Origin of the sequence: Acinetobacter dispersus (assembly GCF_009884975.1) — a bacterium.
GTDB lineage: Bacteria > Pseudomonadota > Gammaproteobacteria > Pseudomonadales > Moraxellaceae > Acinetobacter > Acinetobacter dispersus.
The window spans coordinates 3,544,160-3,570,892 of the sequence record NZ_CP041970.1; the positions used below are offsets into that span (position 1 = coordinate 3,544,160).

General features: G+C 41.5%; 23 protein-coding genes and 3 tRNA genes. 15 read left to right on the forward strand and 11 right to left on the reverse strand.

The features are described from left to right. Window positions 1-75 precede the first annotated feature (75 nt). From FPL17_RS16395 to FPL17_RS16405, 3 genes are all read left to right on the forward strand, one after another. Window positions 76-573 carry a GNAT family N-acetyltransferase gene (locus FPL17_RS16395; protein WP_005185253.1) on the forward strand — a complete coding sequence of 166 codons (498 nt, stop codon included), beginning with the start codon at window positions 76-78 and terminating at the stop codon, window positions 571-573. A gap of 350 nt (window positions 574-923) precedes the next feature. After that, the gene (locus FPL17_RS16400) at window positions 924-2,414 is read left to right on the forward strand and encodes a flavin-containing monooxygenase (RefSeq protein WP_159886204.1); all 1,491 of its coding nucleotides are present in this window, start codon (window positions 924-926) and stop codon (window positions 2,412-2,414) included. Window positions 2,415-2,541: 127 nt separating this feature from the next. Then, window positions 2,542-3,042, forward strand: coding sequence for a DUF2059 domain-containing protein (locus tag FPL17_RS16405; protein WP_005185246.1), 501 nt, complete (start codon window positions 2,542-2,544; stop codon window positions 3,040-3,042). A 49-nt stretch (window positions 3,043-3,091) separates the two neighbouring features. On the opposite strand, the gene FPL17_RS16410 is transcribed toward FPL17_RS16405, so the two are convergent. Further along, window positions 3,092-4,264 carry an acyl-CoA dehydrogenase family protein gene (locus tag FPL17_RS16410; protein WP_159886206.1) on the reverse strand — a complete coding sequence of 391 codons (1,173 nt, stop codon included), beginning with the start codon at window positions 4,262-4,264 and terminating at the stop codon, window positions 3,092-3,094. 187 nt (window positions 4,265-4,451) lie between these two features. Between FPL17_RS16410 and FPL17_RS16415 the strand changes: the two genes are divergently transcribed. The 6 genes from FPL17_RS16415 (at window position 4,452) to FPL17_RS16440 (ending at window position 10,003) form a co-directional block, all read left to right on the forward strand. After that, window positions 4,452-4,709: an FAD assembly factor SdhE gene (locus tag FPL17_RS16415; protein ID WP_004804137.1), complete on the forward strand. Its 258-nt coding sequence runs from the start codon at window positions 4,452-4,454 to the stop codon at window positions 4,707-4,709. After that, window positions 4,702-5,091 (forward strand): hypothetical protein, encoded by a 390-nt coding sequence (locus FPL17_RS19040; protein ID WP_159886208.1) that lies wholly within the window; start codon window positions 4,702-4,704, stop codon window positions 5,089-5,091. The genes FPL17_RS16415 and FPL17_RS19040 overlap by 8 nt, the downstream gene beginning before the upstream one ends. A gap of 207 nt (window positions 5,092-5,298) precedes the next feature. Next, window positions 5,299-5,499, forward strand: a complete 201-nt coding sequence (locus FPL17_RS16425) for a hypothetical protein (protein ID WP_004804140.1) — start codon at window positions 5,299-5,301, stop codon at window positions 5,497-5,499. A gap of 358 nt (window positions 5,500-5,857) precedes the next feature. Beyond that, window positions 5,858-6,961 carry a hypothetical protein gene (locus FPL17_RS16430; RefSeq protein WP_159886210.1) on the forward strand — a complete coding sequence of 368 codons (1,104 nt, stop codon included), beginning with the start codon at window positions 5,858-5,860 and terminating at the stop codon, window positions 6,959-6,961. Between the two features lie 76 nt (window positions 6,962-7,037). Continuing rightward, a complete protein-coding gene (gene rrtA, locus FPL17_RS16435; protein ID WP_159886212.1) occupies window positions 7,038-7,619 on the forward strand; it encodes a rhombosortase in 582 nt (193 codons plus the stop codon). A 179-nt stretch (window positions 7,620-7,798) separates the two neighbouring features. Then, entirely contained in the window at window positions 7,799-10,003 is a 2,205-nt protein-coding gene (locus FPL17_RS16440; protein ID WP_005185229.1) for a TRAP transporter large permease subunit, read from the forward strand. A 74-nt stretch (window positions 10,004-10,077) separates the two neighbouring features. On the opposite strand, the gene FPL17_RS16445 is transcribed toward FPL17_RS16440, so the two are convergent. The 3 genes from FPL17_RS16445 to FPL17_RS16455 all read right to left on the reverse strand — a co-directional run bounded on the left by FPL17_RS16445 (window position 10,078) and on the right by FPL17_RS16455 (window position 12,480). Further along, window positions 10,078-10,620: a hypothetical protein gene (locus tag FPL17_RS16445; protein WP_159886214.1), complete on the reverse strand. Its 543-nt coding sequence runs from the start codon at window positions 10,618-10,620 to the stop codon at window positions 10,078-10,080. Between the two features lie 102 nt (window positions 10,621-10,722). Then, window positions 10,723-11,601: a DMT family transporter gene (locus FPL17_RS16450; protein ID WP_159886216.1), complete on the reverse strand. Its 879-nt coding sequence runs from the start codon at window positions 11,599-11,601 to the stop codon at window positions 10,723-10,725. Between the two features lie 111 nt (window positions 11,602-11,712). Beyond that, window positions 11,713-12,480 carry an AraC family transcriptional regulator gene (locus FPL17_RS16455; RefSeq protein WP_151715614.1) on the reverse strand — a complete coding sequence of 256 codons (768 nt, stop codon included), beginning with the start codon at window positions 12,478-12,480 and terminating at the stop codon, window positions 11,713-11,715. Between the two features lie 114 nt (window positions 12,481-12,594). Here FPL17_RS16455 and FPL17_RS16460 point away from each other — a divergent pair, with 114 nt between their 5' ends. Next, complete coding sequence (locus tag FPL17_RS16460) at window positions 12,595-13,509, forward strand: DMT family transporter (protein WP_159886218.1); 915 nt, start codon at window positions 12,595-12,597, stop codon at window positions 13,507-13,509. A 48-nt stretch (window positions 13,510-13,557) separates the two neighbouring features. On the opposite strand, the gene FPL17_RS16465 is transcribed toward FPL17_RS16460, so the two are convergent. From FPL17_RS16465 to FPL17_RS16475, 3 genes are read right to left on the reverse strand one after another with little or no spacing between them, the layout of a single operon-like run. Next, the gene (locus FPL17_RS16465) at window positions 13,558-14,007 is read right to left on the reverse strand and encodes a hypothetical protein (RefSeq protein WP_159886220.1); all 450 of its coding nucleotides are present in this window, start codon (window positions 14,005-14,007) and stop codon (window positions 13,558-13,560) included. Between the two features lie 10 nt (window positions 14,008-14,017). Then, entirely contained in the window at window positions 14,018-14,224 is a 207-nt protein-coding gene (locus FPL17_RS16470; RefSeq protein ID WP_004660391.1) for a YheV family putative metal-binding protein, read from the reverse strand. Window positions 14,225-14,262: 38 nt separating this feature from the next. After that, complete coding sequence (locus FPL17_RS16475) at window positions 14,263-16,302, reverse strand: M3 family metallopeptidase (protein ID WP_159886222.1); 2,040 nt, start codon at window positions 16,300-16,302, stop codon at window positions 14,263-14,265. 143 nt (window positions 16,303-16,445) lie between these two features. On the opposite strand from FPL17_RS16475, the gene FPL17_RS16480 reads away from it, so the two are divergent. Next, a complete protein-coding gene (locus tag FPL17_RS16480; RefSeq protein WP_159886224.1) occupies window positions 16,446-16,889 on the forward strand; it encodes a WapI family immunity protein in 444 nt (147 codons plus the stop codon). Window positions 16,890-16,960: 71 nt separating this feature from the next. Here FPL17_RS16480 and FPL17_RS16485 read toward each other — a convergent pair whose 3' ends face one another. After that, window positions 16,961-17,176 carry a tautomerase family protein gene (locus FPL17_RS16485; protein ID WP_159886226.1) on the reverse strand — a complete coding sequence of 72 codons (216 nt, stop codon included), beginning with the start codon at window positions 17,174-17,176 and terminating at the stop codon, window positions 16,961-16,963. Window positions 17,177-17,190: 14 nt separating this feature from the next. Next, window positions 17,191-17,931 (reverse strand): SDR family NAD(P)-dependent oxidoreductase, encoded by a 741-nt coding sequence (locus FPL17_RS16490; protein WP_159886228.1) that lies wholly within the window; start codon window positions 17,929-17,931, stop codon window positions 17,191-17,193. A gap of 110 nt (window positions 17,932-18,041) precedes the next feature. Between FPL17_RS16490 and FPL17_RS16495 the strand changes: the two genes are divergently transcribed. Continuing rightward, the gene (locus FPL17_RS16495; RefSeq protein ID WP_159886230.1) at window positions 18,042-18,944 is read left to right on the forward strand and encodes a LysR family transcriptional regulator; all 903 of its coding nucleotides are present in this window, start codon (window positions 18,042-18,044) and stop codon (window positions 18,942-18,944) included. Between the two features lie 102 nt (window positions 18,945-19,046). On the opposite strand, the gene rnr is transcribed toward FPL17_RS16495, so the two are convergent. Then, window positions 19,047-21,482, reverse strand: a complete 2,436-nt coding sequence (gene rnr, locus FPL17_RS16500) for a ribonuclease R (RefSeq protein ID WP_159886232.1) — start codon at window positions 21,480-21,482, stop codon at window positions 19,047-19,049. A gap of 259 nt (window positions 21,483-21,741) precedes the next feature. Between rnr and FPL17_RS16505 the strand changes: the two genes are divergently transcribed. From FPL17_RS16505 to FPL17_RS16515, 3 genes are all read left to right on the forward strand, one after another. After that, window positions 21,742-21,831: transfer RNA gene (locus FPL17_RS16505), tRNA-Ser, on the forward strand. A gap of 11 nt (window positions 21,832-21,842) precedes the next feature. Next, window positions 21,843-21,919 (forward strand) — tRNA-Arg (locus FPL17_RS16510). A 46-nt stretch (window positions 21,920-21,965) separates the two neighbouring features. After that, window positions 21,966-22,042: transfer RNA gene (locus FPL17_RS16515), tRNA-Arg, on the forward strand. A gap of 119 nt (window positions 22,043-22,161) precedes the next feature. On the opposite strand, the gene FPL17_RS19045 is transcribed toward FPL17_RS16515, so the two are convergent. After that, entirely contained in the window at window positions 22,162-26,502 is a 4,341-nt protein-coding gene (locus tag FPL17_RS19045; RefSeq protein ID WP_159886234.1) for a beta strand repeat-containing protein, read from the reverse strand. Window positions 26,503-26,733 lie beyond the last annotated feature (231 nt).

The window sequence follows — 26,733 nt, forward strand, 5'->3', positions numbered from 1 at the left end:
AATTAGTCTGGGTTTGGCCAACTGGTTGATATGCTAAATTAAGTCGTGATCCTATAAAAATTCAAATAGACAAGTATGTTAAATATTGAGATTAAAATTCTAAGTGTGAATGAGCTGAATGACTTTAGAACGATCAGGCTTTCAGCTTTAGCAAAAGCCCCTGAAATGTTTGGTTCTACTTATAGTATAGAAGTGGTGAAGCCCTTAAGTTTCTTTGAAAATTGCTTATCTAGTTCAACAGTTTTTGGCGTTTACTACAACGATAAAATTATTGGTTTAGCGACTTTAACCCGAGAGGTCGCAACAAAGCTTGCTCATAAGGCTTATTTATCAAGTGTATTTATTGAACCTGAATTTCAAAGACAGGGAGTGGCAGATAGATTACTCACGACTGTTATTGAACATAGTAAAGAATATCTAGAACAAATTTTACTTATTGTCGCTGATGATAATCAGCCAGCAATTAAGCTTTATCAAAAGTTTGGTTTTCAAACTTATGGGGTGGAATCAAAAGCCTTGAAAAATAACGCAGAATATATAGATGAGCTTTTGATGAAGCTTTTTTTATTCTAGGATATAAATGGCATTTTCTATTTGAAATTAAAGCTACGATCTAAAATTGCTAATACATCTATTTCTACATCATCTCTTATCCTGAGCTTTTTCCTTAAAAATTGTCTCCCTGTAGATATTGAATAAAGCATGTTTATAAGTATTCCGTGAGTACAGATAATTTTTTCATCTACGAAAGCAAACCCTGTACTGAACGAAATCCAAGCAGAAATCTCAGGATTTTTTAGCACTCTTTTTTCTAAAATTGTCCCGAAGTGATATGAAAAAACCGATGAATGACCAAACTTGACATTGCGTATTGTCAAATTTGTGCTTTAATAAAGTCATGGTTTATACAGGGTATAAAAAAAATGGAAAAGCAAGTTGATGTATTAATTATTGGTGCAGGTATCTCTGGGATTGGGTTAGCTGTGCATCTCTCGAAGAACTGTCCACAACGTAAATTCGAAATCTTAGAACGTCGTGATAGCTTTGGCGGGACTTGGGATTTATTCCGTTACCCTGGTATTCGTTCTGACTCGGATATGTCAACGTTTGGTTTTAATTTTAAACCATGGGCAAAAGATAAAGTATTGGCAAGTGGTGCTGAGATCAAAGGTTATTTAAGCGATGTCATCAGTGAAAATCAGTTAAAAGATAAAATTCATTTTGGTCATCGTGTCCTTTCTGCAAACTACGATTCTGCAAAGAAAAAATGGGCAGTTGAAATTGAAGACAGTAACAAGAAAAAGCAAACTTGGTCTGCAAATTTTGTGATGGGTTGTACAGGCTACTACAACTATGATCAAGGTTATGCGCCGAAATTCCCAAAACAAGAAGATTTCCAAGGCCAATTGATCCACCCACAGCACTGGCCTGAAAACTTAGATTACACTGGCAAGAAAGTCGTTATTATTGGTAGTGGTGCAACCGCAATTACCCTTGTTCCTTCAATGGTGAAAGGCGGTGCAGGGCATGTGACTATGTTACAGCGTTCTCCTTCTTATATTGCGACGATTCCTTCAATTGACTTTATTTATGAAAAAACCCGTAAATTTATGTCTGAGGAAACTGCTTATAAATTTACCCGTGCACGTAATATTGGTATGCAACGTGGTATTTATGCATTAGCGCAAAAATATCCGAAAACAGTACGTCGCTTATTGTTGAAAGGTATTGAATTACAGTTGAAGGGTAAAGTGGATATGAAACACTTTACACCAAGCTATAATCCTTGGGATCAACGTTTATGTGTTGTGCCAGATGGTGATTTGTTCAAGGCGCTACGTGAAGGCCAAGCCAATGTTGAGACGGATCAAATTGAGAAGTTCACGGCAAATGGTATTCAATTGAAGTCTGGTAAACACCTTGAAGCTGATATTGTGATTTCGGCGACAGGTTTGGAAATCCAAATCTTAGGTGGCGTAAAAGGTACAATCGATGGCAAACCAATGGATACCTCTCAACACATGCTCTATCAAGGTGTGATGGTAAGTGATGTACCAAATATGGCAATGATCATTGGCTATATCAATGCATCTTGGACATTGAAAGTTGATATTGCAGCGGATTATATCTGTCGTTTGCTGAATCATATGGATAAAAATGGCTATGATGAAGTCATTGCCCATGCGGATCCAGCATTGCGTGAACAAGATACCATTATGGGTAAAATGTCTTCTGGTTATATTGCACGTGCAGCAGATGTGATGCCAAAACAAGGTAAAAAAGCACCGTGGAAAATTACCAATAACTACCTTGCGGATCGTAAAGAATTAAAAGATGCATCATTCAACGACGTGGTCTTGCAATTCCATAAGCGTGGTGAGCAAGTCGATCGTAAGCCAAAGCTAGTGTCATAATTATTTATTGAATTTATTAAAAAACCCTATGCATAAGCATGGGGTTTTTTATTTGAAATCAGGCTTTAAATTCGATCAATATCGCGTATATTGAGCACATTAGAAAATTTTGATTAGGGATAATACGATGAAAAAAATCATCATCTTAGGGGCATTATTATTTAGTACATCAGTCTTTGCCGATGACGTAAAACAAAAAGAAGTCATTGCACAAAAGCTGGTATCTGTTGATGGAACTGAGCAAGGACTGCAAAACACCGATAAAATGATTTTAGAGCAAATTCGTATGCGTTTGCCAAAAGACTTACCCGAAAGTTTTTATACCGATTTGAGCAAAAACCTGAATAGTGAACAGCGTAAGCAATTTATCGTGCAACGTTATGTGGAAAGTTTTAGCCAGAAAGAGTTACAAGCTGCATTGACCTTCTATGAATCTGTAGAAGGGAAGGCTTGGGCAAAGAAAGCCAGTGATGTTGGCAGTGAAGTCGCGCATTTCACCACACAAAATGCGCGTACTGCGCTCAATACCACCATGCAACAATATATTGAGAATCCTAAAGTTAAGCAATTGATGGCAAGAATGAATCCACAGCCTGTTCAAGCTGCTGAAAAACCTGAATCGAAATAAATAACAAAGGGATCGCGCATTGGGCACGATCCCTTTGTTCTAGCGATATTTAGAGGGTACGGGAAATGAGTTCTTTCATAATTTCATTGGTACCTGCATAAATACGATTGGCACGGTTGTCGATATAGGCACGGGCAATTGGATATTCCAGCATATAACCATAACCACCATGTAGTTGTAAGCAGTCATCTACAACTTTTGAGAACATATCTGAAATTTTGTATTTGGCAGCTGCTGCCGCATCCACACCTAAGTTTTCTTCAAGCTGTAGTTCCATACAGCGATCGAGATAGGTGCGACAGAAATCAATTTCAGTACGCAATTCAGCCAGTTTAAAACGAGTATTTTGGAAGGTACTAATTGCTTTGCCGAATGCTTTACGATCTTTGGTGTATTGCACGGTATGTGCAAAGGCTGCTTCAGCACCTGCTTGACAGATAATTGCAACCAGCATACGTTCCCAAGCGAGTTCTTTCATCAACATGATAAAGCCCATGCCTTCCATACCTAATAGGTTTTCTTTCGGCACACGGACATTATCAAAGAACAATTCACAGGTATCTTGGCCTTTCATACCAATTTTGTTCAGTGGTTTACCTTTGCTGAAACCGGAACGATCCGCTTCTACAATCAGCAAAGATAAGTTTGCTGAGCCTTTTTCATTGTTGCCTGTTTTACACACCACAATCGCCATGTCGCAAAGATAACCATTGGTAATAAAGATTTTAGAACCATTGATGACATATTCATCGCCATCTAATACGGCTGTCGTGCGAACTGCTTGTAGGTCAGAACCTGTACCAGGTTCAGTCATCGCAATCGCTGTGACGGCTTCGCCTGTTGCCATTTTTGGTAACCAGTGTTGCTTTTGCGCTTCATTGCCGAAGTTATTGATATAGTTGGCAACGATATCTGAATGCAAAGAAAAACCCGTACTTGAATCCATGGCATAGGCTTGTTCTTCGATCAGAATCATACTGTAAAGACGATCGACACCTGAACCACCGTATTGTTCAGGCATTGTTGTACAGAGTAGACCAAGTGCCCCCGCTTTATTCCATAAATCACGATCTACATGTTGTTGTGTCTCATATTTTTCAATATTTGGAACAACTTCTTTCTCATAGAATTTACGCACGGTCTCGCGGAATGCTTCGTGGTCTGAAGTAAACAGTTTGCGTGGCAGCATGTTTGGAACTGGACGAATAGCACCTGATTGCATTTGTTATTTTTCCCTAGTGTGTTGGATTTAAATCATCTTCATCACCATACAAGAAATTGAAAATAGTGAACAATGTGATCAATGCTCAATTTGCTTGATGTATTTGGTCACTTGAGAAAAATCTCTCAGAACTTCATTGGGGAGATCGGGTACACTATGGGAAAATTGTTGCATTGCGGAGCCAATAATGTCTGATGAAATGACACTGGAAGAGCGTAAGGTTGTGTATCGTGCCCGTCGCGGTTTAAAAGAAATCGATGTGTATTTTGATCCTTATGTTAAAAACCACTACCTGACAGCCGATATTGCTGAAAAGGCATTATTTGCCGAGTTGGTTGATCAAGAAGATCCAGATTTATTGGATTGGTTTATGGAGGTAGGGGAACCACCTCGTGCAGAATTAAAAGATTTTATTTTAAAATTAAAACACTATGTCCATGGCTAATGGTGTTTTCGAGCTGCAACGCAGTCGTTTTGCGATCGCATTGCAGCTCTTGATTTTCATTGCCATCCTCGGATTAACTTATTCCTTACTTGCCTTATGGATTTGGCTAGTGTGTTGCTGCATGATGGGCGTTGCTTGGTTCTTTTTTTTGAAACAGCCACAAATTAAACGTTTTGAATACTTGGATCATCAAGAATGCTCGTTCGAATTTTATGACCCCAAATTAAAGATCCAGCGTAGACAGATCATCAAAATATTAGATCAGCAACTTTATATCGCGCTCTATTTTTCTCATAAAAAGCATAAAAATTGCATTATTTGGTGGGATCAATTATCACATTCGCAATGGAAAAAGCTAAAATTACGCGCAAAACTGGGATGATTGTTTGACAATTCTACAACTGTATAAAATTAATAAAAATATAAATTTCAATAATTTAATTAAAATTAAGGTTTGTCTTATTTAAATTGTTAGATTAAATACTCTAAAAAATAGTGAAAATTATGATTGTCAGACAATCTGGCGATCAAGTCCGATTTATTTTCGTTAAAGTACAAACACCAACGTAAAGTATGGTGGAGGTCCAAAATGGAAATTCCAACATGGTCGTTTCTGGTGGTCGCAATCATTTTTGCGATTGTAGTAGGAAGAGCAGGAACTTTACTCAGGGAATTTCTTGAATCACGTCAAGTTGTCGTGACCAAGAGAAAGAGATTGAAAGTGTCATCAATATATCACTCTCCCGTGAATATCGATGGTGAACGCCAATCTAGTATCTATCAAAAGTAGATACGTAAGTGTAGGAGGTCTCTATGGAGATTTCAATGTGGATGTTTCTGGTAATTGCGATCGTTATGGCGATTGTAGTAGGAAGAGCTGGAACATTACTCAAGGATTATTTTCAACAAAACTAAAATATAAAGAGTTTCACGATTTTACCAGTTAATAAGTAGCATGTGCTGAACCGTCGCAATGCTACTTTTTTTTGCCTGAAATTTCTGTATTGCTGCGTATCTGTCAATTCTTTCATTTGTGAATTATGTCAAAATGTCCTCGTTAAATTAGAGCAATTACTCTTTAATTCAAGTATTGCATCTGATAATGTACAGCTAAAAGGAAAAAACAAATTATTAGAGGGACAGGAAGTATGTCTAAACTCCATAAAATTGGGCAGGGTGTGGCGGTTGCTGTATTAACAACATCAATGCTATCAGGATGTTCTTATGTGATTAAAACCGGTGCGAATGTAGCACTTGGTTTTGGTGAAAAACATATTGTTCCACCGATTTTATCGATGGATGATGCCGAAATGGTGTGTAACTCAGGGAATGCTTTAACCCCTGCGGTCATGTCAACCAAAGATATGGGGGCTGATCCAACTCGTATGGCTGTATTGCTTTATACAGCAGCAGGTGTGTGTGCTGAGAATCAAGCCTTAGAAGCAGAATTACGTTATTTGCGTGCCTCTAAAGCTGGGCAAGTGTCTGAAGCGCAAGATGCACGTATTGAGCAGAAACGTTGGGCTGCGATTGCGGCTGAGCGTCAATATGCAGGCTATCAACTTTTTGCCAATCGCTGGGAAACCAAATACAAATATAAATTAGGCGATTCATGCCCAACCATGCGCAATGATCTAGATCAAACTGTTTATTTACTCGGTATGGTGAGTGGTTTGCAAGCCATGACCAATGATATTAACTCAGGTGGTGCGATCAATGTTCCTAAGGATATTGCGGGGATCGTTGAGCGAGGCATGACCTGTTTGGATAATGAAAAATTCTGGGGTGCGCCAATGGCAACCCGTGCTGTGATCTGGACCTTACTACCAGGTGCCGGTGACGGTAAACCTGAACCCTATGCCACCATGAAGCAATCTATGGCAATTGGTGAGAAGAAGGGCGTTCGTTTAGCGCATGCACTTTATGCAGTTGCTGCACAAGCCAGTGGTGATGATGCCAAACTGCGTGATGCTTTCCGTTCATATGCTGCGGCAACTGGTGAAGATAAACCTGCGAACCCACAATTTAGATTGATTGATAAAATGGCAGGTTTGATGGTCCGTGGTATTGCAGATCGTTATTGGACTGAAAACACGGGTGTGAGAGCGAGTGATGAAGGTCTTACTTCATTCTGGGATGATAAACAAGAAAGCTCGGCTGAACTAGATTCACTCTTCGATGGTGGTGGCGATGCTGGATCTGCACCAGCTCAAGATGCAACAGCTCCAGCATCAGAGACATCAGCACAGTAACCTGAATTAAACGACCTTTTACATTTGAAACATCTACACTTGTAAAAGGTCTGTTTTTTTAAGAGGTAGTAGATAAATGAAAGATCAAATATGGATAAGGAAAGTCATTTTGATCGCGATATGTATTTCCATATCGGCTTGTCTACAAGTGTTTGCTGATCATTTTATTTATTGGAGACCTAGTCTACTGACTGAGTTTTGGCGCTTATGGACTGCGCATTGGGTACATGTGGGTTGGATTCATTTCTTGTTAAATATGTTGGCATTTGCATGTTTACCATTTATTTTTCCGCATGTCCGAAATTGGCATCTCTGGGCTTTGTTGTTGGTACTTCCTCCATTCATTAGTTTAATCTTTTATTTTTATTTACCTTATATTGATGCTTATGCAGGCCTTTCAGGCGTTTTGCATGGTTTATATACCGCCGTTGGATTGGTGTATTTGCAATATAAGAATGAACGTAAATTTGCAATCTTGGTGTTGGCACTTATTGTTGCAAAACTGATTTGGGAAAACTCTTTTGGTCAAACAGGAACGGCCCAATTAATTGGCAGTCCAGTCCTCACCGAAGCACATTTGATTGGTGCAATTGGTGGTGTGTTATGTGGTTTAAGCTATTTACTTATAAGAAGGAAAAATAGAGAACATATAAATTGATAAAAATAACCAACAAAAAAGTGATTGCAGTCATTCTTTTTTGAAAAAGTTTGCTGCAAATTTAATCGGTTTAAAAGGGATTGGTTAAGAAGAGGGTAAATTCATTTATCTATCAACCATGGACATCGCATGATTCAACATCTTTGGATGGATGTTGATAACAATAAACTGGAATAGACATGCAAAATGATCAAGAGAATAAATCCGGATTAGCCCGGTTAGGCTATATCTGGAATGATTGGATATCAACATTCATCATTCTTGCTTTGTTGCTAATGACTTTGCTTATTGGTACAGGCGAGATGATTCACGGTCAGATGCTTCGTATGGGGGAGCGTCTGTACGGTGATCAGACAACAGGGATGCAGTATTCATTTTTACGGGCGGAACCTGAAAAACCATCTTGTGATCGACATCCTAACATTGATGCACAAGTTCAAGAGCAGATGAAAGCCAATGCTGCCGATGAATTTGCAAGTATGTTTGGTGCGGCTTCTGAATCTGATGTTCGTGCATCTTTACTCGCAGCACAACAACAGTGTGAAGAAAAATATCAATTCTACGATAAAGCAATGAAGCATTTGGAAGCTCATCCAAGCATTCGTACCTATCGTAAAGTTGAAACCACCTTCTTTGGTATCTTTAAACTGGGATCTGAAAACCAAACTGTTATTTTATTGATAATGGTATTGTTTGCTTCAATTACAGCATCTTTACGTTACCATCACATCGGTTTACGTGCGCCAAAAACCAAAATTGACTTCCGTGTCTATTCGGCGTTGATGGTTGCGGGTAATGCTTTACTTAGTTATTCAGTTGTCAGCCAATATCACTCGGTATTGAATTCTGGGGTAGAGGTTGCGGGTAAAACAGCTGTCTTGTACTGGTTGTGGATTGCACTATTTGTATCACTGACCATTATCAGTATTTTCCAATTTATCTTTATTCCGAAGACCGCTCAGCCGAAGGGTAACTTTGGTTTAGCTTTACTCAGTGTGCCCCTGTACGCATTCATGTCTTTGGTGACAGGAATTGTATTTACCTTCTTCATGGATTATCCAATGGGGCAAGGGATTTACTTAGGTATCTTGGTTGAGTTCTCAGGTATTTTCTTAAATCTGGCATTGTTTATTTGGGCAGGTATGTTGCTTACTCAAACACGTGTGATGGATTTATTCTTAAATATCCTACGTCCATGGAACTTGGCACCTGAAACTTTAACTTGGTTGATTTTGATTGCAGCGGCGATCCCAACAGCATATACAGGTGCTTCGGGTATTTTCGTTATCGCAGCAGGTGCGATCATTTATAAAGAAGTCTGGAACTCTGGTGCGCGTCGTCAATATGCCTTGGCTGTATCTGCAATGTCAGGTTCTTTGGGTGTGGTGATTCGTCCATGTCTATTGGTTATCTTGATCTCGATGCTCGACAGTCGTCATGTGACTTCTACTGAGTTATTTGATCATGGTATCTATGTCTTCTGGTTAACAGCATTCATTTTCCTTGGTGTTTCATTAATTCTTGCTGAAGAAAAATTCCGTGTGAACTCGCCTAAAGTTGCAGTTCCAGGAATGTTACGTGCATGTGTACCTGTGATTCCTTATATCATCATTGGTTTTGCTGTGGTGATGTTCTATAAGCTTGCTTTAGATACCTCAATCAATGAATTCACTGCACCAATGATTTTACCGTTGGTATTGATTGCAATGATCTTGTTTGACAAGTTATTTTCAGCAAAACTTGCACCTGCACCCGTTGTTGATGCGAAGCATGAAGCACTAGTTCGTGAGCATGAAAAGAAATCAGAATTCCTGAAGTCACATGATCCACATGGTGGCAAGAGCTTGGGTTTTGGTGGTGCATTGCGTTTTGCGACATCAGAAACGGTTGGACATATCGGTGCATTAATCCTGCTTATGGCATTGTCTGCAAGCGTTGGTGGTTTAATCGAGCGTGCCGAAGTGGTTGAGTTATTACCAACGCACTTGGGTAATATCTATATTTCACTTGCCTTTATTGCGCTGTTACTTGCCATTATTGGTATGACAACCGATCCATTCGGTGCGGTGATTTTGGTTGCTGCAACCGTTGCACCTGTCGCCTACGAGAATGGTATTCATCCAATTCACTTCTGGATGATCGTATTGGTTGCATTCGAATTTGGTTACGTAACACCGCCAGTTGCCCTGAATCACTTGCTGACGCGACTCTCCGTCGGGGATGAGGAGGTTACGGCTGCAGATAAGGAAGCGAAAGAGAAATACACCAGTTTCTACTTCCGCTACGAGCGTTGGTTATTACCAATTATCGTCTTGTTCTCATCGTTGGTGTTGGTGACTTATGCACCGTATATCTTCCAGATGTTTGGGTGGTATAAGCACTAAATGTTGAAATTAAAAAAGCACCTCCGGGTGCTTTTTTATTAATAGGATTTGAGAAAAATTATTTAAAAGCCATTTTAGATAATTTTTTGATCTCTTAAAGCTTGTAATAGTTCTCCAATATTTGAAGAAATTGCTGAGCGTACAGCCTCGGAGTCTGTTCCTCCTGCTGTTTTTGGAGCAGCTTTATGTGTTTTGATGGTATTTTTATAAATCGTTTTCCCACCTTTGGTAACTAAATAGTCGACGTCTAAATAGAAGTCGACTTCTACAAAGCCAATCCAATTATATTCAAATTTTTGTACATCTCCGGAGATTTTAAGATCTGCATCTTGGTTTGGGTTGAATCCTGAGGCAATTAATTCTTTAGTTAAAGATGATTTTAATAACACATTTGCTTTATCAGACATATACATGTTACCAATCGCTGCTGCTGGTTTTTGAAACTCATTTTGTTTAACTAAACCGTTTTCAGCGGGAATATATTTGAATACACCAACACCGATATCACCCTGTCCTCGAATAGATGGAGAGGCAATATAGTTAATCGGCATTGTGGTGGAGCAACCAGAAGCAATTAAAGCTACCCCGATTAATGAAGTTAAAAATATTTTTTTCATTAGATATTTCCAATTGTTATAAAGTCGCACAATTTATCAAAAGGTCTAATAAAATAATAGGTGATCTTTCTATTAAAAATTCATGATATGTAGATGATTAGCTTATTTAAATAATTTCTTTCTTTGTATTAAAGGGCTACATAAAAAAATAGCCAAAATAATAATACCAAAACCAATCACACTATATAGATCAGGCACTTCATTCCACAGTAAAAAACCCCAGATCCCAGCAAAGATAATCGCTACATAATTGACTGGTGCAATTTGCCCAGCAGGAGCAAGACGATAAGCATGAGACATAAAGATTTGGCTGACATTGGCTAGCACGCCTGCCGCAATAAGAAAAAATAGTTCATGGAGATGGTAAGGTCGCCACACCCAGAACATCGGAATCACAGACAGTAATGAGCCAATAAAACAGAAATAAAATACGATTCGTTCAGGTGGTTCTGTTTGGGTGAGTGCGCGCACTGTAACAAAGGCCATCGATGCCAATAAACTCGAACTGATGCCAACGATTGAAATCCAATTCAGTAAGCCTTGATCAGGCTTTGCAACACAGAAGACACCTATAAAGCCCAAGCCTGCTGCACAGAGCATCGCCGTGGTGATTTTCTCTTTCAAAAAAAGCCACGCAATCAGTGGAATAAAGATCGGAGAGGAATAGGTAAACACCATGGCATTGGAGAGTTTTAAATGGGCAATCGCATAGAAGAATCCATACATTGCAGCGAGTCCGACAATACTGCGCCAGGTATGCATCCACAGTTTTTCTGTTTTTACAAAGCTGGTTCCTTGCTTAAAAATAAACGGCAAAAAAAGGACCAGTCCAACTACATTACGGAAAAATACAATGGTGTAGTTATCTACTGTGTGTGAGGCATAACGAATACAGATTCCCATCACTGAAAAGAGCAGAGCAGAAAGGGTAAGACAGCCAATCGCGAGGACGAGGTTGCGATTGGTTTGTTGAGCATCCATAGCGATGATTGTATTGGGAGATTGTGCTTATTTTATGCTCCTGCTGTGCGGAAAGAAATGAGATTCTCATGTAGATGGCGCGACTGAACTCTCAAGTAATTGATCAACTCTTTAAGTAAATTGCTTCAGATAATCACTTGGTGTCATGCTGGTTTCACGCTTAAACATGGCACTAAAAGCACTGGGGCTGTCATAACCTAGGTCGAGAGCCACATTTAATACAGGTTTGTTCATCGCCAGATCAATCATGGCTTGCATCAGTTTGGCTTGGCGCACCCAATGAGAAAAATGTAAGCCAGTTTCCTTTTGGAAGTGCCGTGCCAACGTTTTACTACTCATATGTAGTTGAGCTGCGGTATCTTCTAGACTCCATTCCACAGCTAAATTGTCTTTAATTCTTTGGCATAGTTGCTGAAGTTTTGGATTTTGGGGATCGGGTAGATTGAAGGCGAGAGTCGGTAATAGTCTGACCTCATCTAAAATCAATTGCAGTAGTCGTTCATTACGACTGTTGGTTTGAATTCTTGTCCGTATGTCCATGGCACTGCTCATGAGTTCTCTTAATAAGGCAGGAATTGCGACAACGCGACATTCATCCAGCATATTGGTTTGTGGTGATACCTCAATAAAAACTCCCCGTGCTTTGACATCACCACTACTGAGTAGCGCATGTGGTTTTTGTGCAGGAATCCAGACACCGCGTCCTGGTGGTGTAATCCAAATTCCTTCAAGGGTCTGAACACGGATCACGCCCGATAGGGTATGGATCAACTGAATCCGATCATGGCTATGCCAATCTTCAATATGACCATGGGGATAATTTTCAGAAAAGGCATAGACGGGATAATCTAAAAAGCCATGTTCAAAGTTCTTTCCCATATCAAGCATCTCAAATCGGTTGTCTTTTTCTCGATGGTATTCGTCTTATTATCGAGAAACTATAGTCTGAATATTTTTTAGCATGATTAATACCGCAATGTACAGGTCTAGATCATGTTTCAGAAAGCTTACTTTTATCCCTTATTCGCTATCTTGTTTTGGGCTGGGAATGTGGTGGTGTCTAAAATGGCCAGGCATGCCATTTCTCCTGTGGCAATCACATTTTATCGTTTGGTACTGGCACTCACTGTGATGAGTACATTTGTGCTGATTCCTGTCTGGAAAAATCGACAGACCATTAAACAGTATTGGAAACAGTTGGCGCTTGGTGGTTTTCTTTCAGTATCTCTATTTCAGTTTTTGTCCTATCAAGCGGCAGCGACCACCACGGCAACCAATATGGCAATTGTGACGGCATTGATTCCTTTACTGACCATGATTTTAACGAGTGTGATGCTGAAAGATCGCATCAGTTATGGCATGTTGTTTGGAGGAGCCTTATCTTTTTATGGCATTTTGTATTTGCTAAGTCATGGTTCAATTGTTGATATTTGGAAGCAAGGTGTTCATTTGGGCGATGGCTTAATGTTGATCGCGGCAGCAGGTTATGCCTTATATGGTGTTTTACTGAAACGCTGGAAAATGCCGATCCCTGCGTGGCAATCTAACTTCGTACAATCTAGTTTTGCGATTATTTATGTATTGCCATTTTTCATATTTTTGCCTGCATCGGAAATCCAACTGAATCAACAAACCATTCCACTGATTGTCTATGCCAGTATTTTTTCATCGGTGTTGTTATCTTATTTATGGATTGAAGGGGTGAGACATTTAGGGCCGAATCGAAATAGTATTTTTATGAATCTATTGCCCTTATTTACGGCATTGATTGCAGTGGCCTTATTGGGGGAGCATTTACAGATGTTTCACTACATTGGTGGCGGCTTAACTTTATTGGGAATTTTAATTGCGCAAACCATTCAGAAACCGATTCAATTCAAACAAGGATCAAAGCAAATTCTAGATTAAAGAGACCACTAACAAAAAAGCTTTAACCGAGGTTAAAGCTTTTCTTTTTTAAGATTTATTCTGGGCAGCAATCTGGGCTTCCAAGAGCTTAATCTGATCTTCTTTCAGCTTGAGCAATGTATCCACATCGCTATTTTGCTGTTTCAAATCATGCTGTTGGTCTTGCAATTGTTGGTGAATATCATCCAGCTTCGCGATTTCTTCTTTCGCTAAAGTGTCATTGGCTGGAATTGGTTCCTTGATGATAGATGCTTCAACCAATTGGATCGGTTCTGCAACATCAGGTGTTGCTGTGGTTTCTTCAGCGGCTGTGGTTGTTTGCTCAGAGGGTGCTGCAACGTTTTTTGTTGCAACAGGCTGAGTTACGGTGGTACTTGTGTGCTGATCTTTTTGTGCTAAAAACCATTGGACAGCAAGGAACAGCACCACTACAACACTCATTCCAGCAATTATCATCCATAATAATTTGGAATTTTCAGTTTGGTATGTGGACATCATTTTTAACCTTCTAGTCAAAATGACGAGGTTTGAACTGTATCACCCCAATTTCATCTGGCTCAGCGGGTTGCTGCTCTTCCACGTGGGTCGGGCGTTTTTCGCTATAAGCACATTCGATACATTCAATCCACTCGTCATCCACAGTGATGATCTTAACTACACGATCTAAGGCGCCACATTTAGGGCATTTTGCGCCCGCGATGAACTGTCTTTTCATGTCAGTTAATTACACCCTGTGAATAATAATGACATAGTTTAAGCGGTTTTATCTGTGTTCGTCCAACCTTGATGACGTAATAACGCATCTATTTTCGGCTCTCTTTTTCGGAAATTGCGAAACGCATCAAGTGCTGTATCTTTTCCGCCAACTGCTAGAATAAACTTTCTAAACTCTTTTCCAGTCTCAGTATTAAAAATACCTTCACTTTCGAAACGGTCAAAAGCATCACTCGCCAAAACTTCCGCCCATTTATACGAGTAGTAGCCCGCAGCATAACCGCCTGCAAAAATATGACTAAAACTGTGCTGGAAACGGTTATAAGCAACGGCAGGTACAACCGCAAATTTACTGCGAATATCATCTAAAGTTGCTTGGATTTGCTGGCTGTTTAATGCAGGTGCTTGACGATGAATCGTGAGATCAAATAAAGCAAACTCAATTTGACGTAAAGTTTGCATACCTGATTGGAAGAAACGTGCATTCAATAACGCGGATAACAATTCTTGTGGCAACGTTTGTTTTGTTTCGGTGTGCTCGCTGAGTACATCTAAACTTTCATTGTCCCATGCCCAGAATTCCATAAACTGACTTGGTAATTCAACTGCATCCCAAGCTACGCCGTGTGTCCCTGCAACCGAGATGTTATCCACTTCGGTCAACATATGATGTAAGCCATGACCAAACTCATGGAACAAAGTAATTACTTCATCGTGGGTAAGCAAGGCAGGTTGATCGCCAATTGGTGGGGTAAAGTTACACACCATATAGCAAATTGGTTTTTGTAGTCCATTTGCCGTTTGCACACGAGAACGGAAACCGCTCATCCATGCACCACCACGTTTGCCATTGCGTGCGTATAAGTCGAAGTAGAAACCACCCACCACTTGGCCTTGATCTTCAATTTCAAAATAGCGCACGTCATTTTGCCAAACAGGGGCTTGGCGTTCGACAATCTGAATACCATAAAGACGTTGTACGATCTGGAATAAACCTTGAACCACCTTCGGTGCAGGGAAATATGGTTTAAGTGCTTCTTGTGAAAGGTTGAACTGTTGTTGTTTCAACTTTTCAGAATAATAGGTTGCATCCCAAGGTTTGAGTTCCTCGATACCATCTTGTTGTGCAATGGTTTTGAGCTCTGCAATTTCAGCCAGTGCTGGCGTACGCGCATGTTCTGCCAAATCGACTAAGAATTGATTTACTGTTTCAACATCTGGTGCCATTTTGCTGGCAAGTGAGTATTCTGCATAATTGTTGAAACCTAGCAACTGAGCCATTTCCTGACGCAAGCTGAGGATTTCTTCCATCACAGGGGTATTATCAAATTCTGTTTGGTCGGATTGTTCTGATGCGCGGGTAACGTAAGCCTTATACAGCTCTTCTCTCAACTCACGATCTTCAGCATAGGTCAAAATGGCAAAATAAGCAGGGAAGTCGAGTGTGGCAACAGCTTGCTCAAGCTCGCGTTGTTGTCCGTATTGTTTTAACAGTTCAACACTGCTTTGTGGCAGGCCTTTGAGTTGCGCTTCCGTTAGAGGTTTAAAATAGGCTTGTGTTGCATCTAATACATGGTTTGAGAAATCTGAAGACAGTTGAGATAAACGTGCTGAGATTTCTGCATAGCGCTTTTTAGCTTCACCTTCGAGTGCAACACCTGACAGTTTGAAATCACGTAGAGCCAGTTTAATCGCACTTTGTTGTGCTTCGCTCAGTGTTTGAAATACAGCACTATCATGAATCTGTTGATAGGTTTGATACAGTGCCGTGTGTTGCCCAAGCTGCGTATAGTATTCACTTAAACTTGGTAGCAGTGCCTGATACACCTCACGGGTTTCGGCATTGTTCATCACCGCATTGAGATGTGACAAAATCCCCCATGCTTCACTCATATTATTTTCAAGTTGATCAACTTCGGTCAATGTTGCCAGTTGGGCTTCAGTCCCTTGTGGAACTTCATCGAGTTGACTCAGGAAGTTTTGGCCGTTTTGAATGGTCTGTTCAATTTGTTGTTTTAAGTCGGCCAGTTGAATTTGATCAAATTGAGGAACGGGAAGTGTCGCTTGCTGGAGTGTCATTGTATTTTTGCCATATTCATCTTTAAACATAGTTATAGATGTAGGGCTTCGGAGGGGAGAAATCAAGGTTTGTTTAATTGTTTGTATAATTTTCTAATGATAAAGAACGATATTCTATAAATTAATCGAGATGAGAGAAGGTCATGAGTTTATTGCATAATACATTTAAAAATATTTCTTTAAATTTGGGATTACTTAAATCAGCCTATGATGAAACTCTGGGGCAAACCGTCATCCAGATTGATTTTAAAGTGATTACTCCTAATAGAACTTATTCTTATATAAATCATGTTGGCCTAATCTTGTGGAAAATTGCATTAGAATCTTTGCTTAAAGAGCTTAAGCAATTACATCTAAGAGAAGTAAAAAAGGTTTTCTTTTATCCTGTAGAGATGTATTTCATTTTTGAGATAGAGCGATTTGATGTTCCTGATGATACAGGCATACAGTGGTCTGTTAAATTTCCATCAGGAATATATTATGGTGCTGAAAGCGCAGGCTATGAAGAAGCAATAATTTTTGTAATCAATGATTCTTTATTGAAGGACTTCATCGATGATTTAGAAAAAGAATTGGCTAATATTTAAAAACTAGGTTGAATACATAATTTTATTATAGGGTAAGTCCACGACTGAACTTCCCCTTGAGCGGATTAATCCTATTTTGCTTCGGATGCTTTTTTCCTTAAGGCAGTCACGCTTTGACCACCGACACCCCAATTATCCGTGTTGACCTCATCAATCACCACATAGGTTGTGGCATGTGGTTTATCTAGAACCTGATATAACAGTTCCGTCACACCTTCAATCAAAGCTTGTTTATGTTCAGGTGTCAAACCACCTTCGTCTGTGACTTTAATATTTACATAGGGCATTTTTTAATTCCTTCTTACCAAGTACCAGCAGTTGAGCCGCCATCAACAGGTAAAATTGTACCAGTGACGAAGCTTGAATCGGTCAAATATAAAACAGCATCAACGATATCTTGCGGATCTCCTAAACGATGAGTCGGCGCCATCGCTTTTAATCTACTTTTTAGCTCATCATTATCGCCATGCATCGGGGTTTCAATAACACCGGGTGCAACCGCATTCACCATAATATCGAATGGTGCAAGTTCTAAAGCAAGTGTTTTAATTGCATTGTTTAAACCGCCTTTTGTTAATACAGGCAGTAAAGCGGGAAGTTTTGCATTCGGCTGCATGGCCAGCGCGGCAGTGATGGTCAGCAGATGTCCACCACCATTTTTTGACATATGCTGAGCCGTAGCTTGAGCAGTATAAACAAAACTTCTTAGATTGATATCAAACATACGATCAATATCCGACTCGGTATATTCAGCCAGTGCTTTTGCAATAAAAATTCCAGCATTGTTAATGACGATATCGATTTTGCCAAAGTTTTGTTCTGCAAAATGAAACAGCTTGTGTACGGTATCTGATTTAGAAATATCGCCAGCAATCAAGTGAAAATTCTGAGGTTGTCCAAGTTGTGCAGCTGCTTTTTGTAATTCTTCAAGCCGTAGAGAGTTTCCAATCACGTTATAGCCACGTTCAAGATATGCCTTGGCAATTGCAAAGCCAATACCACTTGATGCACCTGTCACAATCACAGTTTTATTTGTAGCCATGAATCATTCTCTCATTTGATGGGGATAGGCTTAATCTAGCTTTAAAATAAGAGTTGAAAAACACAGCGAAAAACAATTTACTTATTACATGATGTAATGAGTTGGCGGAAATGAATCGAAACTTTGATGATCTTCAAGTTGGAAGTCTTGAGCTATTTTGCCTAACAGTGGAACAGGGCAGTTTTACTGCAGCAGCGGTGTCCGCAGGAATTACACCTGCTGCTGTCAGTCGAGCAATTGCGAGGATTGAAAGTCGTATTGGGGTCAAGCTGTTTGTTCGAACAACGCGGAAAATACGATTAAGTGAAGCTGGGCAACACTATTATCATTTTTGTCGACAGGCATTGGATCAGCTTTTAGAGGCAGAAAGACGAATCACAGGAGAGCAGGAGATACCCTCTGGTTTATTAAGAATTAGTGTGCCTACACCTTATGCCCATTACCGTTTATTGCCCAAAATTAATCAATTTTATCAACAATATCCAAACATCAAGTTTGAGTTCCATGTCAGTAATCACAATGTCGATTTAACTGCAGATCAATACGATATTGCGATTAGAGGCAATCACTTGCCTGATTCAAATTTGATTGCAAGAAAACTTGAAGATGCTGAGCTGTGTATTGTTGCAACCCCTGAATACTTAAAAAAATATGGTGAACCACATTCACTAGACGATCTTAAAGTACATGAATGCATTCAATTTGAGATGCCTAGCACAGGTAAATTAGCACCGTGGACATTTTTGCAGGCTGGTAAAAATATCTATGTAGATATACAGGGCGGGATCACTTGTAAAGATGATTTTTTATCAACTCTAACGTTGGCTAGGGCTGGCATTGGATTGATGCAAGTTTATCGTTTCACAGTTGAAGACGACTTAAAAGCTGGAACTTTAGTCGAGGTGTTGAGCGATTATGGTCGAGTCACACGACCTTTTTTTCTGTTATATGCAAATGCGGATTATCATCCGTTAAAGCTGAAAGTTTTTGTGGAATTTATGCTTAAGGCATAGCTGAACGGGTGATCAATATTATTTTTTATAGATTGGATAGGATGCAGTAAGCCAATAAAATCATGTAGGGCAAGTCCATAACTGAACTTGCCCTAGAGTGAATTAGTCTTGTTTTGCTTTCGCATTCGACTTTTTCTTTTTCACTTTTTTCTTGGCCTTGTCTTTGCTTTCAGGCTTAGCCGAAGCTTTTTTTGCAGGCTTTTTGGTATAAGAACTTGGTTTGTTCTTATCCTTTTTCTTGCGTACAGGCTTCTCACCATCTTCACTGACTTTGGATTGAGTAGAGGGCTGTTTGCCAAATACTTCTTCAGTTGTTGAAGCACGTTTCGAGCTAGAAGGATTCGCAGTACGCGGTGCTTTCTGACGAATTACACGGCCCAAGTGGGTGAGTTGTTGAACCAACTGGAAGTCAATTTTACGCTCTTCCAAATTCACACCCGCAACTTGAATCTTCACTTCATCACCGAGACTAAAGGATTGTCCACGGTTTTGACCGACTAAGCTTTGACTTGCCTGATCATAAATGAAGAAGTCATCACCTAACTGACTAACATGAATCATGCCGTCGACATAGAGGTCTTTTAGGGTCACGAATAGTCCAAACTCAGTGACTGCACTGATAACCCCGACAAATTCATCACCGATATGCTGTTGCATATAGTGGCACTTCAACCACATGGTGACGCTACGTGAAGCTTCATCAGCGCGACGTTCCGTTTTGGAGAAATGCTCACCCGCATCATCTAAGGCTGCACCTGACAGTGGATACACTTTTTTGTCTAAATACGCTTTGATCGCACGGTGTAACAATAAGTCAGGATAACGACGAATCGGTGATGTGAAGTGGGTATAGGCTTCATAAGCAAGACCATAATGTCCTGCATTCTTCGCACCATAGTAGGCTTGCATCATTGACCGTAACAACACCGCATGAATACTTGGTGCATCTAAGCGATCTTTGGTCGCTTCAATAACGGCTTGATAATCTGCTTGAGTTGGCTGTTCAGGAAATGGCAAACCAAGCAATTTCACAAAGTCACGCACTTTCTGAATACGTGAAAACTCTGGTGCTTCATGCACACGATACAACATCGGAATATCATGCTCTAAAGCATATTCTGCCGCAGCAACGTTGGCCAGCAGCATACATTCTTCAATCAGTTTATGTGCATCGTTACGGCTACGCGGCAAGATTTCTTTGATCCCACCTAATTCGTCAAAGGTCATATAGGTTTCAATGGTTTCAAATTCCATTGCATGACGTTCAGCGCGTAAGCCTTTTAGTGTTTGATAAAGTTGGAAGAGTGTATTGAGTGACTTATGAATGCTTTTATCTTCAGGAATCGCATTGGTTGCCCCCTCAAAATATTGTCCCACTTGGGTATACGTCAGACGCGCTTTGGAATGCATCACCGCAGGGTAGAACTCATATCCTGTGACTTTACCTGCACGAGATAGTTTTAAATCACAGACCATACATAAACGGTCAACATGTGGATTTAAAGAACACAAGCCATTTGATAACGCTTCTGGAAGCATAGGCAATACAAAGTGCGGGAAATAAACCGATGTACCACGTTCTTCTGCTTCTTCATTTAATGGAGAGTCTAAACGCACATAGTGGCTAACATCGGCAATTGCAACGACAACACGATAACCACCACCTGCACGTTTTTCTGCAAATACGGCATCATCAAAGTCACGTGCATCTTCACCATCAATAGTAACCAATGGTAGATCACGGAGATCAACACGCCCTTTAAGATCTTTTGCGGATGGTTCTTTAAAGCTTTCTGCTTCTTTCACCACAGCTTCTGGAAATTCGTAAGGCAGACCAAATTCTAGAATCGTTTGTGGAATGATGATTTCAGTATCGGCTTTATCCGCCATTGATTGAACGATATGGCCTGTCGCAAGTTCTTCGCGTGTTGGATAGTCATCTATTGCAACACGAAGCATATCACCAACTTTAGCATTGGCATGCTCAATCAATTCTTTTTCTAAAGTAATAGGTTGATGCTGGTTTGGATTGGCTGGTTGAATGAAGTATTCACCTTCATGTTCAGACAATTTACCAATAATTTGTTTAACGCGGTGTTGTACCACTTCACTAATAAAGCCCCAAGGCTTACCTTTACGATCAACTGAGGTCTGACGCACTTTAACGCGGTCGCCATTAAAAACTAGGCGAAGTTCACGTTCAGGTAAAAGGATATCGTCCTGACCTGCAATATTGGCAGTACCTAGACCTTTACTATTGATATAGACCGTTGCTTCATGAGTTGGTAGATCAGTTGCAGGTTGGTATTTAAAACCATCCTTCATAAGTTGCCCATCACGTACCATGGCACTTAAACGGTGATTCAATGCATCAATACTTTTTTGATCTGGGATATTAAAGTGGTCAACCAGCTCTGCATGAGACTGTGCAGTTTTTAATTGTTCTAGTGTAGTTAGAATAAGAGTTCGGCTAGGAATAGGATTATCGTAACGTTGCGCTTCTGCTTTTGCTTCGGGATCAACCCAATTTGTAGTCATATCGTTTCATTTCACATCTGGCAGATCGGTTTAGCATAAGTCATTCAAACTCTAACTGCACGTCAAAGATTGCAAGATTCTGTTTATTGCCCAATCTGAATAAAGGAGAGAACACTATATTAACAAGCGTTGAACCAAAAAATGCTGAAAAAATGTGGAAATTGATTAAAAAACATTTGATTGAACTTAAAAAGCAGAAAAAAACAGGAACATCCCTTGTGTAATGTGGTTTTAGTTTGTATTATTGCGCTCGTGTTACGGTGAGATGGGTGAGTGGCTGAAACCACATCCCTGCTAAGGATGCGTACGGGTAACTGTACCGAGGGTTCGAATCCCTCTCTCACCGCCACTTTACTTAAAGCGCTCATAGCTCAGCTGGATAGAGCACTTGGCTACGAACTAAGGGGTCGGGAGTTCGAATCTCTCTGAGCGCACCAAGTAAAGATTTAAAGTAACACACGCCTAAATAGGCACATAAGTAATGCGCTCATAGCTCAGCTGGATAGAGCACTTGGCTACGAACTAAGGGGTCGGGAGTTCGAATCTCTCTGAGCGCACCAACTTAATAGAAGAAACCGCTTAATTGCGGTTTTTTTGTGCCTGAATTTTTTGATCGAATATGAATTAAATGATAAATATAAAAAAGCCGCTGAAATCAGCGGCTTTTTAGTTGGTCTATTTAGAAATGATTGACTGAGCTGAATAGATGGTCGGTCAAATTGTTTAAAGCAGATGGAAGAGAAATAAGATCGGTTAACGAACCACCATTTGGATTCGGTTCACCCACAGCGATGCCTGAAGTGACTGTACCAGTCAACGCATCTAAAATTCCATCCAGACTTCCGTGAGCACTGTAATCTCCATTGCCAACGCTTACACTGATTAGATTATTGATACTCTCTAATGAGCCATCGCTGAATAGGGTACTGACATGATCTTGTAAAGCATCTACAGCAATGTTACCACTGCTAATGACGGTTTGAATCGGTTGAGCAATTCCTGCGATAACGTCTCCGCTATTTGCACCATTATTAATGGTTCCAAGAATATCTGTAATCACACTTAGACCACCTTCACCACCAATACCGCCCGTAATACCACCGATAATGCCAGTGATTGAGCTTAAAGGACCACCTTCACCACCACCGATACCGCCCGTAATCCCACCAAGGATGTCAGAGATTGAACCTAAAGGACCGCCTTCACCGCCACCGATTCCACCAGTGATGCCACCGATGATGCCCGTGATTGAACCTAAAGGACCACCTTCACCACCACCTATTCCACCAGTAATGCCGCCGATAATGCCAGTAATCGCACCTAAAGGACCGCCTTCACCGCCGCCGATTCCGCCCGTGATACCACCGATGATGCCAGTGATTGCACCAAGAGGACCACCTTCACCACCACCTATTCCACCAGTAATGCCGCCGATAATGCCAGTAATCGCACCTAAAGGACCGCCTTCACCGCCGCCGATTCCGCCCGTGATACCACCGATGATGCCAGTGATTGCACCAAGAGGACCACCTTCACCACCACCAATACCACCTGTGATGCCACCGATAATGCCTGTGATTGCGCCTAAAGGACCGCCTTCACCGCCACCGATTCCACCAGTCACACCACCGATGAGGCCACCGACATCAGTGAGGTCACCAGCAATATGCTGAACCAGACCAGAAGCAGTTGAACCGTTGGTAATTAATGTACCGACAACACCTGTAAGAGAACCCGCAGCACCACCGATATCCGCGCCAGCTAAATCAGAAATTGCTTCTAGTGTGCCGTTTACTGTATCGCGCGACGTTTCAAAGGTGAGGGTACCTAGATTGGTTAAATCAGTCACTGGATGAACGCCCGGAAGAACACCGCTAATTGCGCCACCTACCGTAGTGATACCTGTGTTGATGATATCTGTTTTTAGGCTTTCAACGCCTTGAAGGACATCAATACCTGTTTGGATCACTCCTGTGACAGGGTTGTTGCCAAGATCACCACCCGTGATGCCACCAATGATGCCAGTGATCGCACCTAAAGGACCACCATCACCACCGCCGATTCCACCCGTGATGCCACCGATAATGCCAGTGATCGCACCAAGAGGACCACCTTCACCGCCGCCGATTCCGCCAGTGATACCACCGATAATGCCAGTGATCGCGCCTAAAGGACCACCTTCACCGCCACCGATGCCACCAGTCACACCGCCGATGAGGCCACCAACATCAGTGAGGTCACCAGCAATATGTTGAACCAGACCAGAAGCAGTTGAACCATTATTAATTAATGTACCGACAACACCAGTGAGAGAACCCGCAGCACCACCGATATCAGCACCCGCTAAATCAGAAATTGCTTCAAGTGTGCCATTTACCGTATCCCGCGACGTTTCAAAGGTGAGGGTACCTAGATTGGTTAAATCAGTAACTGGATGAACGCCCGGAAGAACACCGCTAATTGCACCACCTACCGTAGTGATACCTGTGTTGATAATATCTGTTTTTAGGCTTTCAACGCCTTGAAGGACATCGATACCTGTTTGGATCACTCCTGTGACAGGGTTGTTGCCCAAGTCACCACCAGTAATCCCACCGATGATGCCGGTGATTGCACCTAAAGGACCACCTTCACCACCGCCGATTCCACCCGTGATGCCACCGATAATGCCAGTGATCGCACCTAAAGGACCGCCTTCACCGCCACCGATTCCACCAGCGATACCACCGATGATGCCAGTGATTGCGCCTAAAGGACCGCCTTCACCGCCACCGATTCCACCAGTCACACCACCGATGAGGCCACCGACATCAGTGAGGTCACCAGCAATATGCTGAACCAGACCAGAAGCAGTTGAGCCATTGTTGATCAATGTACCTACAACACCTGTAAGAGAACCCGCAGCACCACCGATATCCGCACCTGCTAAATCAGAAATTGCTTCTAGTGTGCCATTTACTGTATCGCGCGACGTTTCAAAGGTGAGGGTACCTAAATTGGTGAGATCTGTGACTGGATGAACGCCCGGAAGAACACCGCTAATTGCGCCACCTACCGTAGTGATACCTGTGTTGATAATATCTGTTTTTAGGCTTTCAACGCCTTGAAGGACATCAATACCTGTTTGGATCACTCCTGTGACAGGGTTGTTGCCAAGATCACCACCCGTGATGCCACCAATGATGCCAGTGATCGCACCTAAAGGACCACCATCACCACCGCCGATTCCACCCGTGATGCCACCGATAATGCCAGTGATCGCACCAAGAGGACCACCTTCACCGCCGCCGATTCCGCCAGTGATACCACCGATGATGCCAGTAATCGCACCAAGAGGACCACCTTCACCGCCGCCAATACCACCTGTAATCCCACCGATAATGCCAGTAATTGCGCCTAAAGGACCACCTTCACCACCGCCAATTCCACCAGTCACACCGCCGATGAGGCCACCAACATCAGTGAGGTCACCAGCAATATGCTGAACCAGACCAGAAGCAGTTGAACCATTATTAATCAATGTACCGACAACACCAGTGAGAGAACCCGCAGCACCACCGATATCCGCGCCTGCTAAATCAGAAATTGCTTCTAATGTACCGTTTACTGTATCGCGTGAAGTTTCAAAGGTGAGGGTACCTAGATTGGTTAAATCAGTAACTGGATGAACGCCCGGAAGAACACCGCTAATTGCGCCACCTACCGTAGTGATACCTGTGTTGATAATATCTGTTTTTAGGCTTTCAACGCCTTGAAGGACATCAATACCTGTTTGGATCACGCCTGTGACAGGGTTGTTGCCAAGATCACCACCCGTGATGCCACCGATAATGCCAGTGATCGCACCTAAAGGACCGCCATCACCACCGCCGATTCCACCAGTAATGCCGCCGATAATGCCAGTGATCGCACCTAAAGGACCGCCTTCACCGCCGCCGATTCCGCCAGTGATACCACCGATAATGCCAGTGATCGCACCTAAAGGACCGCCATCACCGCCGCCGATTCCACCTGTAATACCGCCGATAATGCCACCTGCGTCAGTGAGATCGCCAGCAATATGCTGAACCAGACCAGAAGCAGTTGAACCGTTGGTAATTAATGTACCGACAACACCTGTAAGAGAACCCGCAGCACCACCGATATCCGCACCTGCTAAATTAGAAATTGCTTCAAGTGTGCCATTTACCGTATCCCGTGAAGTTTCAAAGGTGAGGGTACCTAAATGAGCTAGATCTCCAATAGGATGTTCCGATTGGTGAACTGCACTGATAATGGTGCCTGCGACAGTATCAATTCCTGTATTAATGATTTCAGTTTTTAAGCTTTCCACACCTTGAAGGACATCAATACCAGTTTGAATCACACCTGTTACGGGATTGTTGCCTAAATCACCGCCTGTAATACCACCAATAATGCCTGTGACTGCACCAAGTGGGCCGCCCTCAGTTCCACCCGTGATACTGCCAATGATTCCAGTTACCGCACCAAGTGGACCACCATTTGCTCCACCTGTAATACCACCGATAATGCCTGTGACTGTACCAAGTGGGCCGCCCTCAGTTCCACCCGTGATACCGCCAATGATTCCTGTTACTGCACCAAGTGGGCCACCATTTGTTCCACCCGTAATACCACCAATAATGCCTGTGACTGAACCAAGCGGACCACCCTCGGTTCCGCCCGTAATTCCTCCAAGAATTCCTGTTACTGCGCCAAGTTGATTACCACTTGCCCCGCCAGTAACACCGCCTAAAATATTTGTGACTGTAGAAATTGGGCTACTGCTACCTGTTACATTTCCCAGAATGCCAGTAATTGAACTTATAGGATTGTTGGCTGCTCCACCTGTAAGATTGCTTACCGTATGAGTTACGGTATTTGTTGAAACGATATTTGTAATTGTAGACAAGGACAAAGGAGCAAGGATTGAACCGCCAACGTGTGATGTAGATGTACTACTATCAACTAAGCTTGAAGTAATACTTTTAATGGGTGACAAAAGACTTTTGAAAAGCATAACGATACCTATATTTTTAAAGTTGTGTTGTTTTTGATGTAGTTATTAAATTGCTATGATTTTTTGTGATTTAAATCACATTAATCTTTTTTAGTGTTATATGCGGCAGTTATTTTGTCAATATTATAAAACGCAATAATTTATTGTTAAATTTATGTTTAAATTATTGAATATAAATACATTTCTTTATATTTTTTATTGAATAAATTTACACTTGTATTGATATTGAAT

Coding starts and splice junctions, on each gene's coding strand:
- FPL17_RS16395 (WP_005185253.1), top strand. CDS start 76: ATGTTAAATATTGAGATTAAAATTCTAAGTGTGAATGAGCTGAATGAC.
- FPL17_RS16400 (WP_159886204.1), top strand. CDS start 924: ATGGAAAAGCAAGTTGATGTATTAATTATTGGTGCAGGTATCTCTGGG.
- FPL17_RS16405 (WP_005185246.1), top strand. CDS start 2,542: ATGAAAAAAATCATCATCTTAGGGGCATTATTATTTAGTACATCAGTC.
- FPL17_RS16410 (WP_159886206.1), bottom strand. CDS start 4,264: ATGCAATCAGGTGCTATTCGTCCAGTTCCAAACATGCTGCCACGCAAA.
- FPL17_RS16415 (WP_004804137.1), top strand. CDS start 4,452: ATGTCTGATGAAATGACACTGGAAGAGCGTAAGGTTGTGTATCGTGCC.
- FPL17_RS19040 (WP_159886208.1), top strand. CDS start 4,702: ATGGCTAATGGTGTTTTCGAGCTGCAACGCAGTCGTTTTGCGATCGCA.
- FPL17_RS16425 (WP_004804140.1), top strand. CDS start 5,299: ATGGAAATTCCAACATGGTCGTTTCTGGTGGTCGCAATCATTTTTGCG.
- FPL17_RS16430 (WP_159886210.1), top strand. CDS start 5,858: ATGTCTAAACTCCATAAAATTGGGCAGGGTGTGGCGGTTGCTGTATTA.
- rrtA (WP_159886212.1), top strand. CDS start 7,038: ATGAAAGATCAAATATGGATAAGGAAAGTCATTTTGATCGCGATATGT.
- FPL17_RS16440 (WP_005185229.1), top strand. CDS start 7,799: ATGCAAAATGATCAAGAGAATAAATCCGGATTAGCCCGGTTAGGCTAT.
- FPL17_RS16445 (WP_159886214.1), bottom strand. CDS start 10,620: ATGAAAAAAATATTTTTAACTTCATTAATCGGGGTAGCTTTAATTGCT.
- FPL17_RS16450 (WP_159886216.1), bottom strand. CDS start 11,601: ATGGATGCTCAACAAACCAATCGCAACCTCGTCCTCGCGATTGGCTGT.
- FPL17_RS16455 (WP_151715614.1), bottom strand. CDS start 12,480: ATGGGAAAGAACTTTGAACATGGCTTTTTAGATTATCCCGTCTATGCC.
- FPL17_RS16460 (WP_159886218.1), top strand. CDS start 12,595: ATGTTTCAGAAAGCTTACTTTTATCCCTTATTCGCTATCTTGTTTTGG.
- FPL17_RS16465 (WP_159886220.1), bottom strand. CDS start 14,007: ATGATGTCCACATACCAAACTGAAAATTCCAAATTATTATGGATGATA.
- FPL17_RS16470 (WP_004660391.1), bottom strand. CDS start 14,224: ATGAAAAGACAGTTCATCGCGGGCGCAAAATGCCCTAAATGTGGCGCC.
- FPL17_RS16475 (WP_159886222.1), bottom strand. CDS start 16,302: ATGACACTCCAGCAAGCGACACTTCCCGTTCCTCAATTTGATCAAATT.
- FPL17_RS16480 (WP_159886224.1), top strand. CDS start 16,446: ATGAGTTTATTGCATAATACATTTAAAAATATTTCTTTAAATTTGGGA.
- FPL17_RS16485 (WP_159886226.1), bottom strand. CDS start 17,176: ATGCCCTATGTAAATATTAAAGTCACAGACGAAGGTGGTTTGACACCT.
- FPL17_RS16490 (WP_159886228.1), bottom strand. CDS start 17,931: ATGGCTACAAATAAAACTGTGATTGTGACAGGTGCATCAAGTGGTATT.
- FPL17_RS16495 (WP_159886230.1), top strand. CDS start 18,042: ATGAATCGAAACTTTGATGATCTTCAAGTTGGAAGTCTTGAGCTATTT.
- rnr (WP_159886232.1), bottom strand. CDS start 21,482: ATGACTACAAATTGGGTTGATCCCGAAGCAAAAGCAGAAGCGCAACGT.
- FPL17_RS19045 (WP_159886234.1), bottom strand. CDS start 26,502: ATGCTTTTCAAAAGTCTTTTGTCACCCATTAAAAGTATTACTTCAAGC.